Source organism: Leptolinea tardivitalis (genome assembly GCF_001050275.1).
Taxonomy (GTDB): domain Bacteria; phylum Chloroflexota; class Anaerolineae; order Anaerolineales; family Anaerolineaceae; genus Leptolinea; species Leptolinea tardivitalis.
Genome location: NZ_BBYA01000010.1, coordinates 296,757 through 313,620, shown reverse-complemented (window position 1 = coordinate 313,620; position 16,864 = coordinate 296,757). Strand labels below are relative to the sequence as shown.

Sequence of the window (16,864 nt, the reverse complement as noted above, 5' to 3'; positions counted from 1 at the left end):
TCTTCCTCAATTTTTCTTACACTCAACAAATTCACCCAGTTTTTTCAACGCAGGAGTATTTAGATTCATTTCCTTGGCAGTTTTCATCATTAATTGGTAATTCAACCGGGTCTCCTCCAGACTTCCGTCCGAAGCAGCATGGGCGGTATATCGTTGCATGCTCTTATTGGTTGTATACAACCAACGCATAGCAGCAATCACCAGCCAATCAGGCCATCCCATGAAGGAAATTTCAGGATAATCCTTCAAATTGGCACCTCGTTTCTCACACATGCTCAACAATTCACGGGTGGCTTCTATACAGGTACGCATCATGGGAGTATTTTTGAGAAATTTCAGCATTTCTTTTTGATAGGCAAATCCGGCAGCAAAAGCAGTGGCTGAGGCATTATGAACCCATAACCAGTGAAGCATTTCTGGCTGAATATCTGGTTTCATATCTGCTTTCTCAAATAGAGTTTTAATCTGATCCAACTTATTGAAATCTGTCCCCTCAACCTTACCCAGATGCACTTCGGCACCCAGGTTGGTCCAGTAAACACCATTACGAATGGTTCCACCCCCATCGGCATATCCCAGTATATAGCGATTCCTTGGAAGGTATTGGTCAATGAGCTCGGTGCCATTCCAATTTGATGTCATGGTGAAGAAGCAGGCATTACCTGAGACTGGAGCCAGCATAGAGAGAACGCTTTCCAGTTGACCTGCATTGACCGGAACAATGATCCAATCGAATCCATCTTCCGGTGTGATGTTATCTACACAACTCATTGTGTAATACGTTTGATTTTCTGACTTGTGTCCTTTTCGTTCGTCCAGAACATCCAATTTCACAGTCTGTTCAGGGACAGCCTGTGAACCGGGTCGCACCATGTGTGTGACTTCAACTCCAGCTTCTGTTAGCGCCCAGCCATATATTGTTCCAATAATTCCTTTGCCTACAATCAATATCTTCATTCCGTTCTCCATATGTTGTCATTTGATAGTTCAAATGGTACAGACAGATGGGATACGGCACATCACCCGGAAGGTGGTATATGCAGGGGTATTCTGAAGGAGTAAATTAGATCAGATTTAGTTTGCGCGCCTGGCGAACCGCCTGACGGCGGTCAGAAACACTAAGTTTTTGGAATATGTGTTTGACATGTACCTTAACGGTTTCATTGGAAAGAACAAGGGTGGAAGCTATTTCTCGATTCGTACAATTCTCTGCCATGAGTCTCAAAACATCCAACTCGCGTGATGTAAGGATCTCTACTGTATGAGAAAGAATCTTGTCACCAGGTGGTTTGAAAAGGTAACGAATTTCCCGTGGTGCTTTCGGTAATTGGGCTAATAAACCCATCAGGGGGCCACCGAAATCCAGAAATAGTCGGATGTATCGTTCCGATCCTACAATGGTGAGAGATTCCTCTAAAAAATGTTGGACAGCTCCGAGATCACCCTTCTTCCACTCTAATACAGCACGGGTCAGCAATATGGCGGCTGTCAGACGCAAATGCGAAGTTTTACGTCCAAATATTTCTAACACTTGAAGCTGGTGCTCGCAATCATCCAATGAACCAGTCTCAAGAAGATAACGGGCTCGAAGAAGGTATTCCATCTCACGTGCCGGATCATCCCAGGGAGAGGATGACAGGGAAGCCTTTTCCAGCCAATTGGCTACATCGGCCATTCGACCCATGCGAAGATAAATTTCTGCTCTCAGCATACTGAAAATTTGGTGGTATCCGATGTACTCTTGCGATTGTGTTCTTAAGCGGTAACGATTCGCCAGTTGAAGGGCTTCGCTGTATTTCTCTTGGGCCATCAATAAATACACTCGAATCATCTCACATGATATCTGGAAACCCGGTATACCCAATTGATCCAGTTTCATGGCACTGGAAGAAAGAAATTTTTCTGCCTCCTGAAGTTCGTTTGTTTCCCAGTAGAATCGTGTGAATAGCAGATCGACCAACCCGGTTAATGGGTCTGATTGTTTTTCTGGAGGGATGATTTCATCCAGTTTCTCCTCGCAAACTAACCTTGCTTCGCTTAATCGTACTTGTTCATTCAATTCCAACCCGAGGCTGACCAACGAGAAAATGGCTATTAATTTATTTCCAGTGTACAGGTTGGTTTCCACTGATTCGGTGAAAGCATGAATGGCACCATTGGAATCAGCCAGAGCTTGTTGCGCTGACCCCAATGAATGAAGGATTAATCCACGAAAGAATGATAGGTCTTGAGGTATTTGCTCTAGAGCCTTTTGAGCAAGTTTAAGCGCAAGAAGATTGTTTTCATGAAGCAATGCAAGCTGACATTGCAACCCGTACCAAAGACCGACATCAGGACTATCACCAACCGGTTCCGTTTGTTCCAGGACAGGGAACAATGCCATTGTTTCGGGGATTTTGCCTAGAATGAACCAAACCCATCCAAGTAACACCTGAAGACTAAAATTCTGGTTGCGGAATTCTTCTGGAATTGCCAGAAGCCAGGATTCTAACGTGTGGATTTCACCATTGCACAGCTTTTCCTTACTAATTTGTAGGATTAGATTAATACCTAATAACCAATCCTGTGCTTTCAGAGCATGTTGAATAGCTTTATCCAGATCGTGGGTTGCTGAATACCAATCCGCTGCTTTTTTGTGCAACATAATGGTAAGGTCTGCTGGCCGATTTCTGTTCACTGCCTCACGAAAAAAAGGATGAAATTGGTATTGGTCTCCTGATTGTTCCAAAAAAAGATTCGATTCCTGCATTTGCCGGATTATTTGTTGCACATTTTTCCTGCCGGTTAAGGCGGTTGCTGATTCGGAAGTAAACGAATCCAACACGGAAACCTCTTTGGCAAAATCTGTAAGCTCCCTGTCAAGAGGATGAAGAACTTCTTCCGTTAAAAAATCAATTGCCACTTCCTGGCTTTTATTTAATGAGTTGTGAAAATCAGGAGATTGTTGCAGGGCATGAATGAGTAACCGAATTCCGGCTGGCCATCCTTTGGAAACAGCCATGATTTGTGTAACAAGGTCATCTATATTTTCAGAAAAACATTGATCTTTAAGTAACTTGTAAACCTCATTTTCACTAAATGCGAGATCCCTGGTAGTGATTTCAAAAAGCTGATTTTTTGTTTTCAACCGGTTAAGGGAGAGCGCCGGGTTCTTTTGAGTAGAGATTACTAGATGAAACTGAGGTGGCGCATGTTGAATTAAATAATCAAGGCCGTTTAGAATGGCCGGATTTTCAATATGTTGAAAATTATCAAGAATTAATATCAGAGAATTGTAGTCTGTGGACAGTTGATTGAGAATGATATCCAATCCGCCGGTCAACGTTTCAATTCCCATTCCTGGAAGAATTAAAGTTAAATCAGGTTGTACCTCCGGAAAGATTTGTCCTATGGAAGCGATAAAGGCTTTCCAAAAACAAACGGGATCATTGTCTCTTTCATCCAATGATAGCCAGACACAATGTTCCCTGTTTTGGAAAAAGAATGTGGAAAGCAGGGTGGTTTTTCCATAACCTGTAGGTGCCGATACCAGAATTAATGGATAAAAAAACAAGGAAGAAATCGCATCAGAAAGCCGCGGCCGTTCTATCTCGTCTTTTTTTTTGAATGGAGGGCAAAGCTTCGATCGCAGAAGCACTATGGCATTGGTATTGTTCACAATAGAGAGATGTCCCCTTGGGAGAGTATCTTTACTGCACCCGGGCTCGAATCCAATCGACCATCTGCTGCTGGTCAATCCCGGCATATGGATCCTCGATGGGATTTCCATATTTGTCCACCCGGACCTGTTCGATCAATTGCCGGCCGATAAAATCTTGAGCGGCCACTACTTTGTGTTTTTTAAGGTCTACAACCGATAAACGGCAGGTCATCCGGTTTGTGTAGGCGATTTCACCCGAATACACGCCGATATCCGCCCCGAAGCAGTGCTGCTGGACAATTCCGGCCACCTCGTCTGGATTGGCCGCCCTGATTTCTTCTGGTATTTTGTAATTCAAGGCGGCTACCCGGCCGTAAACTTTGTCAATCACTAAAACCTTGCCAGCTATGGGAACATCTGTCAGATCTTCATTGTATTCGCCCATATATTCCGAAAAGAATTCCAGAAAGGGAGCTTCATAGGCTGTCCGCGCCTGAGCCTGTGCCGCGGCAGCCTTTTGTTGGTCCAGGTAATACCAGATACCACCCACAGCTGCGGTAATCAGGAGCACCCCGATGGCAATGAACACAAATATCAGCGGATTGAGTCCTTTTCGGGGTTTGACGTCTGGTTGAGGTAATTCATCGCGGTCTGGCATGGCAGGTTGAATGCCGGTGATCTTCTGGCGAACCTGTTCAAATGGATAAACAGTCACACCCTGGGTCAGCAAAAACATTCGCCGGTCTCCTGTCTGATTCCGGTCAATTTTCCAGACACCCCCTTTATTTCGCCGCATGGTTTCGCCCAAATAGGCGCCCCAAACCTGAACGGAACGTTCCAGCCCCTGATCTGAAACGTTTCCGGCCAGATAACTCTGATGGGCCATATCCAGGAGCCGTTCCAGTTTGGGCAGGCTTGTCATGGAAAAATCAAGAGCCAGCCCGAATTTCTCCCGGGCAAACTGTACTGCCTGTCGGGATAAATCTTCCAATGTTTGAATAAAAGTTGGTTCAGCTTCAGCCATACGGGTTCCCCACGGTTGACAGTCATTCGGATTCTATGTCGATTAAATTCTATCATCTGGCAGATGCAAGGAATGCACCATCTATCAGGTTTGAATTTTGAGGTGAAATTTCAGGATTGAAAAACATAAATTTCCTACTATAATATACGTAACCGGTTTACTAAACCGGTTACGTTGAAAATATGAAAATAACGATTGCAGATATTGCCAGAAAGGCCGGGGTTTCAAAGGCGACGGTTTCCCGTGTATTAAATAACCGCCCCGAAGGGGTGGGTCCTGAAACACGCCAGCGGATTCAGGATATTGTTCGTGAGACAGGATTCCAACCGAACAGCCTGGCGCGCTGCCTGGCCACTGGTAAATCAGCCTCAGTCGGTGTGATCATCCCGGATATCGTCAACCCGTACTATTCTCTGCTGGTTCGCGGTGCAGAAGATACATTGAAAAAAGCCGGGTACAGTTTGTTTTTGTGTAATTCTGACCATAACATTGTTAAAGAAAAAGAATATGTCACTGTGTTGATTGAGAAGGGCGTGGATGGAATCATCCTTGATTCCGCTGAATCAGATTGCGATTGTCAGCTTGAACTGTTGGACGATGAAAATATTCCTTATGTGCTGGTAGACAGAATCATTGAAGGACCTGCAAAATATCCTGGTGTGTATGTAGATAACCGGCAGGGTGGACGTCTGGCGGCGTCCTACTTATTATCAAAACCTGGAAGTTCGCTTCTTTTCATCAATGGACCGCTTGATTATTCGCAATCGAGAGACCGGCAGAATGGGGTGGAAGACATTGTCAGAGAAAATGGGCTGGCTGAAAGCTCGGTAAGAATTGTTTACGGCGACTTCTCCATCGAAAGCGGTTATCGTTTGACGAAAGACCTGCTATCCAATCATCATCCTGCCTCTTTCGGCAGTTTCCCTTTTACGGCCATATTTACAGCCAACGATTTAATGGCCGTGGGTGCGCTGCGGGCTCTAAAGAAAGCCGGAATTTCAGTACCTGAACAGGTGGAAATCATCGGATTTGATGATATTGAACTGGCAACGCTGGTTGATCCGCCGCTTTCGACGGTTTCACAACCGGCATTTGAGATGGGGGCGCGGAGTGCTGGAATGTTGTGTCAAATGATGGCTGGCAGGAGACCGCGAACAAAAACCATCACCCTTGAAACCAATTTGATTTTCAGGGGTACCACACGGTGCAAAGAATCAGGAAAAAATTGTTTTTCTGTGCCGGGGCATTAATCTTTCTTTTCAAGAAAAAGGAGAAGTGATTATTATGGAAAACTTCGTATTCCAAAATCCTACAAAAATCCTCTTTGGGCGGGGGATGGAAGACCATGTTGGGGAAGAAACAGCTTTTTACAGCAAAAAGGTGCTGTTGCATTACGGAGGTGGAAGTATAAAATCCTCCGGTCTGTACGACAGGGTGATGGCTTCCCTTAAGAAGGCCGGGGTGAGCTGGATTGAATTGGGGGGTGTCAAGCCTAATCCGCGGTTCAGCCTGGTTCAGGAAGGCATCAGGCTGGCCAAAGAAAATCAGCTCGGTTTGATCCTGGCTGTGGGCGGTGGAAGCGTGATTGATTCAGCCAAGGCCATCGCTATGGGTGCCGTCATTGATGGTAATGTATGGGATTTTTACATGGGAAAAGGTGCCCCCCAATCGGCTTTGCCTGTTGGTACCGTGCTGACCATTCCGGCAGCGGGGAGTGAATCCAGTACCGGAACGGTTATCACCAACGAAGAAGGCTGGTTGAAGCGTTCCGTCAATTCAGAATTGCTCTACCCACGGTTTTCCATTTTGAATCCCGAACTGGCGTTTTCTCTTCCAAAATTCCAGGTTGCCTGTGGTGTCACAGACATCATGGCGCATCTGATGGAACGGTACTTTACCAACGTGCCCCATGTTTCTTTTACCGATCGTCTGATTGAAGCAACGATGAAAACCCTGATCAACCAGGCGCCTTTGGTATTGGAAGATCCCAGGAACTACGATGCCTGGGCAGAAATCATGTGGGCGGGAACGATTGCCCATAATAACCTGTTGAATACTGGCCGAATCGGGGATTGGGCTTCGCATGATATTGAGCATGAAATCAGCGGTATCTATGATGTTGCCCACGGCGCCGGTCTGGCGGTAGTTTTCCCGGCGTGGATGAAATACGTGTGGCATCATGATGTCAACCGATTTGCCCAGTGGGCTGTTCGGGTTTGGAATGTAGATATGGATGTGTTCAACCCCGAAGCCGTTGCTCTGCAGGGAATTGCTCGTTTGGAAGCATTCTCCAAATCTATGGGACTGGGAACCCGCCTGGCTGACCTGGGAATCAAAGATGATCGGATTGATGAGATGGCGGATAAGTGCACCAATGGAAATACCCATACGGTAGGCAATTTTGTTCCGTTGGATCGAAATGCCATCCGTGAAATACTGCGTCTGGCAGAGAAGTAATTCTCTGTGTCCAATTGTGGAACGCCGGTGATTTCCCACCGGCGTTCCAATAATTATTAAATGAAGAGAATAGCTATTTACTGCTGTAAAGGCAGAAATTGATCTGGTTCAATCCTTCTATTCCAACCTGCGTTTATTCGTTCCAGTGTTTTATCCCAGGGGAGAATACCACTCAAGGCATCGGCGGCTTCAACGCAGCAGGCACCCACAGCCAGGGCAGTATTCAGGGCATCGACAGGAGTCAAGCCGCGCAGAAGACTGGCCAGGAATCCGGCAATGGTTACATCGCCCGAACCGGTTGTCCCCACCACTTCAACAGAATAACAAGGAAGCCAGGCTTCAAAATCAGCCCATTGATACAATTTATTGGGAGCGGCTTTCCCCATGCCATTGAGGGAAGATCGACTGCCGCAGTGAAGATACAGACCCCGGTTGCCCAATTTGATCATCACCATGCGGGCACCCATCGAAAGTAATTGACCGCTGATCTCTGCCAACTTCTCGCGGCTCAAGGGGATATCCATCTTCTTCCAGAGCATGAAGGCAATTTCATCAAAACTGGGGACAAAAACATCCACATAGGGGAGGACATTTTTCAAAATCGTCACCCAGTCAGCTTTTCCTGCGGGGGAATCGGGATCCGGGAAGGTCATATCAAGTGACGTGGTCAACCCGGCATCTTTTACTCGCCGGAAGAGGGATTGAAGCTGCCGGCCTTCGTCAGAGTACATCCGGGCCATTACCGGCGGGTAACCGAAATGAAATAACCGGGCATCCTTTACCAGATCCATGTTTACATCTTGATCGCTGAAATCATCATTAGCGCCCGGATTATGCAAAAACCGCCTGTCTGTTCCCGGTGGACTGATCACAATGGAATACGATGTACTGGATCCTGCTTTTACGAGCAGATCTTTCCCCAGGCCTTCTCCCTGAGCATTAACGCACTGGCGCAGTAGCATTCCCAGAGGGTCGTCACCCATCCCGGCGATCAGACGGGTATCAATACCCAACCGGTGGAGGGCAATGCCGGTATTGGCAACCGCCCCGCCGGTGGACAGACGGGCTGCCCCGCATTGAACCAATCGGCCGGGCAGGAAAGAGGCGTCAAATTGACCGGGTGTTAAGGATGAAAGATCGGGGATGATATCCAGACATAGATGACCGGCTACGACGGCTTCTATCATTGTGCTGCACCTTTGTGACAATAAGAATTATGAAATCAATATGGGTATAAGTATACTGAATAGTCTCCTGTAGTTATACGTGTATCACTCTGATTCTTGCTTCGGAAATTGCAAAATCGCCGAACATCCCTGATTCTGTTGAGATTTCAAGATGAAGGTCCCTCTGTGGGACTTCATAATTTGATGAACAATGGTCAACCCCAGACCTTTTTCTGGATAATAATCAACGTTTTCGGATTCTTCTGATACAGATAGTTGCTTGTCCTGGCATCCTTTACCATCATCCGTCACTATAATCGTGTACGATGACCTGTCAACATCCAATTGAATGTCAATAGAACATCCATCAGGATTGTGTTGGACACAATTATCCAACAGGTTCAAAACGGCGCGCTGTATCAGTGCTTCGTCACCGGAAATATTCTCAGTTTGTGCTTTTTCTGTGATATCCAATTGAATGGAGAAGATGGCTGGCAAACCGTTATTGAGTTTATCTGCCACAACCTGTCGAACTAATTCTGCTGGTTGCACTTTCGTCATCCGCAATGGCTGCATATCGTATTCAAGTTTTGATGCCAGGTTCAAATCATTGACCAGTTTTTTGATCTTTTCACTTTGTCGGCGGATGATACCAGCCTTGTTTTGGTTTTCTTCGGATAGAGATGTGTTTTCCTCCAACTGACTGGCATATCCCATCACCATACTTAACGGTGTGCGGATATCGTGAGAAATGCCTGAGATCCAATTTGTTCGGGCGGTGTCTCTTTTTTTCAGAGCTTCTTCCTGTTGGATCAGTTGTTTTGACGTTTGATTAAGTTTATCAGCCAGATCACCCAGAAGGCCGCCGGTCTTAAGGGAAAGAGGCTGTAATGTAGATAGCTTTTTTATCCCATCAAGCAATGGATTGATGGATTTAAACATGCGCCACCCTAAAACAAGAGCCAGAAATAAGGCAACAAAGGCATTAATGAGAAAAACCATTCCAATCCAGATGGGCATATAGCCCATCGTATCAACCGGCATTTCTATGGCATGTTTCCATGTGCTATTCGGCGGACGACCCACCACAAGAAGTCCATCTGGATGATCCCAGACGTACGTAGGGTAATTTCGGTAATACCATCGGGAAAAACTGGCAACTTCCTTAACCGTAAAGGATGATGGAAAATCCTGGGGAATATTTTTGCTCCAAATGACCTTTCCAGAATCATCCAAGAGCATCCCCCAGACATACATATCCTTAAAGGCTTTTTCTCCGTCTGAAGATATCTGGAAACCCTGGTTTGTTCGGATAATTGATTCGGAAATCTCGGCGAGGTTCAACCGCACAGGAGAATCATTTCTGGTTCTAACAAGCCAGAAAAAAACGAGCATAAAATTCACGATCACCAGAACCAGGGCTATCCCCGCTGCCGATGAAACGTAACGGGTGAAAATTTTCAATCCACTTTTCATATATCTTCACCAGAAACCAGCTTATATCCCAACCCCCTGATTGTTAATAAATATCTTGGCTGCGAAGGGTTAAATTCGATTTTTTCACGCAGCCGCCGAATATGGACCATTAATGTATTTTCATAACTGTACAGATTATCTCCCCAGGCAGCCCGGCAAAGGCTGTCTCCCGTAACGATCCGTCCGTGATTTTCATACAGCTTTTCCAGCAAAGCGAACTCTTTAGCTGTCAGGGTAGTTGAGTTGTCACCTCTGGTTACCGTTCCCTTGTTCAAATCGATCACCGTATCCCCAAGTTGAAATACCGGCTTGACCTCTTGCTTGGGTACAAAAGGAAAGTAGACCCGATTGAGAATAGTCTTTAGCCGCAACATTAACTCACGGGGAAGGAAGGGTTTTGTAATGTAATCATCGGCTCCCAGACCAAGCCCCAAAAGGCGGTCTTCATCTTCATCACGCGCCGAGAGGAATAAAACCGGTATGGGAGAAACCGACCTGAATTCACGAAATAATGAAAACCCGTCGCCATCCGGCAAGATAACGTCCAGGATGATGGCATCCGGATGTTCCTGGTTGAATACCTGTCTTGCTTGCTGGCAGGTGGCAGCGGAAAAAATCCTGAGGAAGCCATCTTTCTGAAGTATGTCTTTCAGCATTTTCCGTAATTCCGGTTCATCATCCACGATTAATAATCGGCTTTGATAAATATCTTCCATATCCAACTCCTGCACCATCATACATGAAATCGCTGCATTTTTCATTCAACATAAAAGAATTAAGGTAAATGTAAGATCAAATTCAGGTTATTGTTGGGGGCGATCACTATACTCCTGTATAAATTTCAAGGAGCGTGATTATGGATATGGTTATACAAACTACCGGCCTTTGCAAAAAATACAATGACATATTGCGGGTGAAAGACCTTGATCTGGCGGTTCCTGTCGGATCGGTTTACGGATTTCTTGGCCCAAATGGAGCCGGTAAAACGACCACAATAAAAATGCTTTTAGGCTTGGTAAAGCCAACGGCTGGAAGTATCCGTGTCTTTGGTTGTGAGGTAAACAGGCAAAACAGAATAGATATACTCAAAAATATTGGGGCTTTGGTTGAAGCCCCCAGTTATTACAGCCATTTAACGGGAGAAGAAAATCTACGAATTGTCCAAACCCTAAAAGAAGTACCCGAGAAAGAAATTGATCGGGTTCTTCATATTGTCCGATTAGAAAATCATCGGAAAAAGTTAGTGGGTCAATATTCGCTGGGTATGCGCCAGCGGCTCGGGCTGGCATTTGCATTACTGGGTAGTCCAAAGATGCTTATTCTGGATGAGCCAACCAACGGGCTTGATCCTGCTGGCATTCAAGAGATCCGCGATTTGATTCGGTCTTTACCAATCGAGTATGGGATGACTGTTCTTGTCTCAAGCCATCTATTGAGTGAAATTGACCAGATGTCAACCTTTGTAGGCATCATCAACAAAGGAGAATTGATTTTTCAGGAAAGCATGATGGCTTTGCATGAGAGGAGTCAGCAGAAAATTGCTTTACGGACGATTAACAATCGAAGTGTAGAAGCAATTCTCCAAGAAAAGGGGATTCGATACGAGGAATCGGACGGTTTTCTATTACTCCCGAAATTGGATGATGAAATGCTGGCTCATTTTGTTACGTTCTTAATATCCAGACAGGTTGGTCTTGTTCGTCTTGAAGAACGAAAAAAGAGTCTGGAAGACATTTTCCTTGAATTAACTGGAACGGCGGTGAGTTTATGATACGGGATCTATTTTTGGAACTTTTCAAGAATCGCCGTAAGTGGATCTGGCTTGTGGTAGGTGCCATGGTCGGGCTTCAGTTGATCTGGGGATTTTGGAACCTCTCCCGGATGGATGAGACGGATCTGGCACAGGGTTGGATGTATTGTCTTTATCAGAATCCCTTATTAAATTCGATCATTATGCCGGTATTAACTGCCGTGATAGCTTCAAGGCTTTGTGATATGGAACATAAAGGTCAAACGTTCCGACTTATCCGTACATTGCAACCTGCCGGAAAATTATTCGATATGAAATTCCTATCGAGTACTGTATATATCTTCTCGGCGATACTTTTACAGCTCATCGGAATTTTATTGTTAGGTTATATCGGCCGGTTTACTGACAGTTTTCCTGTTTCCCGGTTTCTCGATTATTTCCTTTCATGCACATTTGTGAGCCTTACTATTTTGTTGTTGCAGCAGGTTCTTTCATTGTTATGGTCAAATCAACTGGTGTCATTAACTGTTGGACTGCTAGGAAGTTTTGCAGGGTTGTTTTCACTTTTTCTGCCAAGGGAATTCCAGTATCTTCTCTTGTGGAGCTACTATGGTGTATTAATGCCGGTTGGAATGGATTGGGATAAGACGACCAACATGGCTACTTTGTACTGGCAGCCGGTAAATTGGTTTGGATACGGTTTGCTTATACTACTCTTTTTCATGATTTATTTTTTGGGCCGTTACCTGTTCATCAGGAAGGAAGTGTAGATATGTTCTATCGATTAATGAAGGTTGAACTTATAAAATTACATCGCAGCTCGATCTGGTTGGCATTCATCTTTATTCCAATTATTCCGGCGATAATGGGTACGTATAATTACATCCAGAATATTGAAATACTTCAGGATAAATGGTACAGCCTCTGGACACAGCATACACTTTTTACCTGTTATTTTTTCATGCCTGCGATCATCGGGATCTATTGTTCATACCTGATGCGTCTGGAGCATGCCAACCATAATTGGAATACAGTGATGACCTCGCCTGTTCCTGTTGGATTGATCTTCGTTTCCAAGTTACTCATTGTTACTATCATTCTGGTTCTGACACATGTCTGGATTGGTCTGTTGTTTATTGTCTCAGGTAGGCTGGCAGGGTTGACCGGACCGTTGCCCCTAAAACTGGTTGAATGGTTGGTATCTGGCCTGTTGGGAGGAATGGCGATTTGTGCTCTTCAACTTTTCCTTTCACTTATCATCCGAAGTTTTGCTGTTCCGGTGGCGGCAGCATTTGCCGGTGGAATAATCGGGCTGATGGCTTTTGCCCGGGGTCTTGGAGCCTGGTTGCCCTTTTCACTTTACAGCATTGGGATGCGTGCGAATAATCCTGATGGCGTATTAGCCTGCAATGCGGAACAATTGGTGATCAATAGTGTTCTTTATATTGCGGTTTTTTCGATCGCCGCTGTTCTCTGGATGAGAAATAGAGATGTCGTAACCGGATAATGAAGAGAGCAATTTTATCAATTGGATAAAAAGAGCAGTCCATCATCTTGTTGAATGGACTGCTCTCAATCTACCCTAGAAGAAATGATACTGATTATCGTTCAAACAGGCAGGAGATGAAATCCGCTTCAGTAATGCTGCCAATATAAAGCGGGAGGTCAAGTCTGCTGAGATTGGCCTGAATCGCAGCAGACTCATACCGGCAACCCACCAGTGCATTTTCCAGATCATCCAATTCCACCAATCCAAGAAAATCACCGCAAATTCGACAGGCGGTGATCAGGCCATTTTCAACATTGACATCGATTTCAAGGTTCCCACCGGGAAAACGTTTGCTGTTGCTGTATGTAAATGCCGGTGCTTTCCCAAAGTTCCATTCCCACGTCTGGTATTTTGTCTCCTGCAGCATCTTCGCTTTTTCAATCAGATGCTCGGGCGGATCCATACGGGTCAACGGACCTTCTTTTGAAAAGGCCAAGATCAAGGCCTGCCAGAAGGAAGCCATATCCGGGTATTTTTCGGGAGAAACATGTTCTTTGATATTTGTCACCCGGCTGCGGACGGAAGAAATCCCCTTTGATATGATTTTTGATGGATCAACATTGAGTACACTCTGCAGCACTTCAAGGTTGGCATCAAAGAGCAATGTACCGTGATGAAGAAGACGCCTGCAATGTATTCGCTGGGCGGTACCCGAAATTTTCTTTCCGTCCAGCGTAATATCATTTCTGCCCTGGGCAAGTGCAGGAATACCCATGAGGTTCAGTGCCTCCTCCATGGGTTTGGATAATGTGGTCAGATCTAATTTCTTTTGATAGTCAATCGGACGGATAAAGGAATAATTCAAATTGCCCAGGTCGTGATAAACGGTTCCGCCGCCGGTTGACCGCCGCACTACCTGCACATTCAATTCCCGGGCGGCTTTAAAGTTGATCTCTTTTTCGGCATTCTGGTACCGGCCAACTATGATGGCGTTTTTATTTTGCCAGAGCATCATAATATCTTCCGGCTGGTCCCATTCCTGGGCGGCTTCTTCCATCGCCAGGTTGTACGTGGGATCAAGAGAATTGGTCTCCAGATAAATCATTCGGTTCAATCCTTTCGTCCGGTTTGGTTCGATTTGGTATTTGAAGTATATCGAAAAAGCTGAGGTGAGTGGATGGTTTGTCCAAGCCTCCAAATTTCTCTGATATATAAATGAAATAACCCAGAATCACGACACTGGTTCTCACCAGAGGTAGCCCGGTTTACCCTCCAGTGAAGTGTCAATATCACAGTATGCCAAACTGATACCCTGGTATGTTTGGACCGGATAGTCGGTTTTGTTTATGTACCTTGCGAAAATAAGGAGAAATTTTATGGTGCCTGGATTGGCTTGCGAAACAGTTTCATCGCAAGAACCATGATCCACACCATATAGGCATGGATATTAATTCTTTCCCATTGGATGTATCAGGTTATTTCTTTGGCAGCTTGTTAATACCGATCAGGATCTCTTCAGGAATCAACGGGAAATGGTCAAACCAGATACCGGTGGCATCATGGACGGCGGCTGAAACGGCGGGAGCCAGGCACATGTTCATAACCTCACCGAGCCCGCGTGCTCCCCAGGGTCCGCGTGGATCAGGGATTTCCAAAACTTTGATATTCATGACATCCGGGATATCCAGCACTGTTGGTACCAGGTAGGTTGACAGGTTTCGAGTGAGCACCTGTCCATCCTTTTCCACAAAGTTTTCCATCACGGCATACCCGACAGACTGCACCAATCCGCCTTCAATTTGCCCGGTCACCTGCTGGGGATTAATAGCTTTGCCCACATCGATGGCGCAATGGATTTTTTCAATTTTCACCTGGCCGGTTTCCATATCCACCAGAACTTCCACTGCCTGAGCTGTGTACCCGTATGACACATTCGGGTCGCATTGTCCGGTTTCAGGATCTGGTGCTGTCGTCTGATGCGGCCAATAGGTATGCTCCAGGTGCACAGGGCGCTCTTCATGTGCCCATAGTTCAAGAGCTTTTTCTGCACCTTCTTTAATGGCATTGCCGATAAAGAAGGTCATGCGTGAAGCTGATACCGAACCAGAGTCTTTCACGCGGGCTGTATCTGTGGAAACCAGTTCGATCTTTTCCATGGGTATGCCCAACGCATCGGCGGCCATCTGGGTGATCACCGTATGTGCTCCCATGCCCACTTCACTGGCACCGTGATGAATGACAGCCTTCTCGATTTCCGTCTGGCCGTACAGGTCTATGCCAATGGTGCAATTCTCTGGATACCCGTATGAAAAACCGACATTTTTATGAGCACAGGCCAATCCCACGCCGCGGCGGAGATTCGTGTTGACTGGATTGACTTTGTTCCCGGTGCGGTCATTTGTCCACCCGATGGAAGATGTTTGCCATCCGGCTTCGCGTGCGCAGGCTTCAGTCACCTCGCGGATGGTCACACCGGGAGGATAGGGGGCTCCAATAGTTTGCAGAGAACCTTCTTTTGCCAGATTCCGCATACGCAATTCCACCGGATCCATATTCAAAGCAGCGGCCAGTTTATTCACCATCTGTTCAGCGCAGTAGACAGCCTGTGGACCGCCAAAGCCGCGGAAGGCACCCCGTGGGACTGTGTTTGTGTAAATATCATACGCATCCACCTTCACATTGGGGATTTCATATGGTCCAAGGGAATTGATCACTGCATTACTGGCTACAATGCTGGTGGTGAATTTATAGGCGCCGCCGTCGGCCAGCATTTTGACCTCGGCGGCAACAATCTTCCCGTCTTTTGTGGCACCCCATCGGGTGAAGAATCGGAAAGGATGACGTTTGCAATGCCCGATGATCGATTCTTCGCGGTTCCAGACAACTTTGACCGGCCGGGGGTTCCCCATTTTATGAAGTTTTAGGGCGGCCAGGGCCACAATGATCTGCACAGAAATATCTTCACGGCCGCCGAAGGCACCGCCGGTCATCGGATAGATCACCCGAACCTGATCTTCTGCCAGGTCAAGCGCGTGGGCTATCTGTTTGCGATCTTTTACACCCCATTGGCCGGTGGTCACCACCGCCAGACGCCCTTCTTCATCCATGTACGACAAACCGCTTTCGGTCTGTAAAAAGGCATGTTCCTGTGCAGGGGTATTCAACACCGACTCGACGATCACATCTGCCTGGCGAAAACCTTCTTCGATATCGCCATTGTAGAGTTTGTGATGGCTGAAAACATTGCTGTCCAGGTCAGGATGGATGCGGGGGGCATCCGGTTTCATGGCCTCTTCCACATCACAGACAACCGGAAGGTCTTCATAGTCCACCTCGATCAGATGGCAGGCTTCAGCAGCAATTTCTTCTGTTTCTGCCACCACGGCAGCCACCCGGTCACCAATAAAACGGACTCGATCAGCGTACAGTTTACTGCTGGGTCCGCATAGCACCGGCTGATCATAGGTGTAGTAACCGAACTCATTATTGGGAACATCCACCGAAGTAAGAACTGTGATGACACCAGATAACGCCTCTGCCTTTGAAGTATCCACACGCCTGACAATGGCATGTGGACGGTGGGCCATGAGCATTTTTAAATATGTCTGTCCGGGCATCACCATGTCAGAGGCAAAAACGGCTTCACCTTTAACCTTTGCTATTGCATCCACCCGGGGAACTGATTGACCAATATAGTTCATGTTGTTTTCATCCGATCATCTGGTAATGGGTTGATTTGTTGTGACGATAAGGGAGTGGAACTACATCTGAAATGGGCCTGCATGATAATTATATTATCTCTAAATTTTTTCTCCCATTGAATGGATAGAGTTAACCTTTTCAGTCGAAAAAATTCCGGAGA

Annotated in this window: 13 protein-coding genes; 5 read left to right on the top strand and 8 right to left on the bottom strand. The window is 46.1% G+C overall.

The window, feature by feature from the left end:
* Positions 1-6: 6 nt before the first annotated feature.
* The 3 genes from LTAR_RS10975 to LTAR_RS10965 all read right to left on the bottom strand — a co-directional run bounded on the left by LTAR_RS10975 (position 7) and on the right by LTAR_RS10965 (position 4,664).
* On the bottom strand, positions 7-957 hold the full coding sequence (locus LTAR_RS10975; protein ID WP_062422290.1) for a ketopantoate reductase family protein: 951 nt from the start codon (positions 955-957) through the stop codon (positions 7-9).
* A 106-nt stretch (positions 958-1,063) separates the two neighbouring features.
* Positions 1,064-3,658, bottom strand: a complete 2,595-nt coding sequence (locus LTAR_RS10970) for a LuxR C-terminal-related transcriptional regulator (RefSeq protein ID WP_062422289.1) — start codon at positions 3,656-3,658, stop codon at positions 1,064-1,066.
* Positions 3,659-3,689: 31 nt separating this feature from the next.
* Complete coding sequence (locus tag LTAR_RS10965) at positions 3,690-4,664, bottom strand: hypothetical protein (RefSeq protein ID WP_062422288.1); 975 nt, start codon at positions 4,662-4,664, stop codon at positions 3,690-3,692.
* 182 nt (positions 4,665-4,846) lie between these two features.
* Here LTAR_RS10965 and LTAR_RS10960 point away from each other — a divergent pair, with 182 nt between their 5' ends.
* Both LTAR_RS10960 and LTAR_RS10955 read left to right on the top strand, forming a co-directional pair.
* A complete protein-coding gene (locus LTAR_RS10960; RefSeq protein ID WP_062422287.1) occupies positions 4,847-5,914 on the top strand; it encodes a LacI family DNA-binding transcriptional regulator in 1,068 nt (355 codons plus the stop codon).
* A 34-nt stretch (positions 5,915-5,948) separates the two neighbouring features.
* Positions 5,949-7,121: an iron-containing alcohol dehydrogenase gene (locus LTAR_RS10955; protein ID WP_062422286.1), complete on the top strand. Its 1,173-nt coding sequence runs from the start codon at positions 5,949-5,951 to the stop codon at positions 7,119-7,121.
* Positions 7,122-7,198: 77 nt separating this feature from the next.
* Here LTAR_RS10955 and LTAR_RS10950 read toward each other — a convergent pair whose 3' ends face one another.
* From LTAR_RS10950 to LTAR_RS10940, 3 genes are all read right to left on the bottom strand, one after another.
* Positions 7,199-8,308 carry a carbohydrate kinase family protein gene (locus LTAR_RS10950; protein ID WP_062422285.1) on the bottom strand — a complete coding sequence of 370 codons (1,110 nt, stop codon included), beginning with the start codon at positions 8,306-8,308 and terminating at the stop codon, positions 7,199-7,201.
* An 84-nt stretch (positions 8,309-8,392) separates the two neighbouring features.
* Positions 8,393-9,763: a sensor histidine kinase gene (locus LTAR_RS10945; protein ID WP_062422284.1), complete on the bottom strand. Its 1,371-nt coding sequence runs from the start codon at positions 9,761-9,763 to the stop codon at positions 8,393-8,395.
* The gene (locus LTAR_RS10940) at positions 9,760-10,479 is read right to left on the bottom strand and encodes a response regulator transcription factor (protein WP_062422654.1); all 720 of its coding nucleotides are present in this window, start codon (positions 10,477-10,479) and stop codon (positions 9,760-9,762) included. Before LTAR_RS10940 ends, LTAR_RS10945 begins: the two co-directional genes overlap by 4 nt.
* Before the next feature lie 140 nt (positions 10,480-10,619).
* On the opposite strand from LTAR_RS10940, the gene LTAR_RS10935 reads away from it, so the two are divergent.
* From LTAR_RS10935 to LTAR_RS10925, 3 genes are read left to right on the top strand one after another with little or no spacing between them, the layout of a single operon-like run.
* The gene (locus tag LTAR_RS10935; RefSeq protein ID WP_062422283.1) at positions 10,620-11,534 is read left to right on the top strand and encodes an ABC transporter ATP-binding protein; all 915 of its coding nucleotides are present in this window, start codon (positions 10,620-10,622) and stop codon (positions 11,532-11,534) included.
* 14 nt (positions 11,535-11,548) lie between these two features.
* The gene (locus LTAR_RS10930; protein WP_201775979.1) at positions 11,549-12,283 is read left to right on the top strand and encodes an ABC transporter permease; all 735 of its coding nucleotides are present in this window, start codon (positions 11,549-11,551) and stop codon (positions 12,281-12,283) included.
* A gap of 2 nt (positions 12,284-12,285) precedes the next feature.
* A complete protein-coding gene (locus LTAR_RS10925; protein WP_062422281.1) occupies positions 12,286-13,020 on the top strand; it encodes an ABC transporter permease in 735 nt (244 codons plus the stop codon).
* Positions 13,021-13,114: 94 nt separating this feature from the next.
* On the opposite strand, the gene lplA is transcribed toward LTAR_RS10925, so the two are convergent.
* Together lplA and LTAR_RS10910 are read right to left on the bottom strand one after the other, a co-directional pair.
* The gene (lplA, locus tag LTAR_RS10920; RefSeq protein WP_062422280.1) at positions 13,115-14,107 is read right to left on the bottom strand and encodes a lipoate--protein ligase; all 993 of its coding nucleotides are present in this window, start codon (positions 14,105-14,107) and stop codon (positions 13,115-13,117) included.
* A gap of 370 nt (positions 14,108-14,477) precedes the next feature.
* On the bottom strand, positions 14,478-16,703 hold the full coding sequence (locus LTAR_RS10910) for a xanthine dehydrogenase family protein molybdopterin-binding subunit (protein WP_062422278.1): 2,226 nt from the start codon (positions 16,701-16,703) through the stop codon (positions 14,478-14,480).
* Positions 16,704-16,864: the final 161 nt, after the last annotated feature.

What these genes read in the sequence shown, in the direction of transcription:
- LTAR_RS10975 (WP_062422290.1), bottom strand. Translation starts at nt 957, where the DNA reads ATGAAGATATTGATTGTAGGCAAAGGAATTATTGGAACAATATATGGC.
- LTAR_RS10965 (WP_062422288.1), bottom strand. Translation starts at nt 4,664, where the DNA reads ATGGCTGAAGCTGAACCAACTTTTATTCAAACATTGGAAGATTTATCC.
- LTAR_RS10960 (WP_062422287.1), top strand. Translation starts at nt 4,847, where the DNA reads ATGAAAATAACGATTGCAGATATTGCCAGAAAGGCCGGGGTTTCAAAG.
- LTAR_RS10955 (WP_062422286.1), top strand. Translation starts at nt 5,949, where the DNA reads ATGGAAAACTTCGTATTCCAAAATCCTACAAAAATCCTCTTTGGGCGG.
- LTAR_RS10950 (WP_062422285.1), bottom strand. Translation starts at nt 8,308, where the DNA reads ATGATAGAAGCCGTCGTAGCCGGTCATCTATGTCTGGATATCATCCCC.
- LTAR_RS10945 (WP_062422284.1), bottom strand. Translation starts at nt 9,763, where the DNA reads ATGAAAAGTGGATTGAAAATTTTCACCCGTTACGTTTCATCGGCAGCG.
- LTAR_RS10940 (WP_062422654.1), bottom strand. Translation starts at nt 10,479, where the DNA reads ATGGAAGATATTTATCAAAGCCGATTATTAATCGTGGATGATGAACCG.
- LTAR_RS10935 (WP_062422283.1), top strand. Translation starts at nt 10,620, where the DNA reads ATGGATATGGTTATACAAACTACCGGCCTTTGCAAAAAATACAATGAC.
- LTAR_RS10925 (WP_062422281.1), top strand. Translation starts at nt 12,286, where the DNA reads ATGTTCTATCGATTAATGAAGGTTGAACTTATAAAATTACATCGCAGC.
- lplA (WP_062422280.1), bottom strand. Translation starts at nt 14,107, where the DNA reads ATGATTTATCTGGAGACCAATTCTCTTGATCCCACGTACAACCTGGCG.
- LTAR_RS10910 (WP_062422278.1), bottom strand. Translation starts at nt 16,703, where the DNA reads ATGAACTATATTGGTCAATCAGTTCCCCGGGTGGATGCAATAGCAAAG.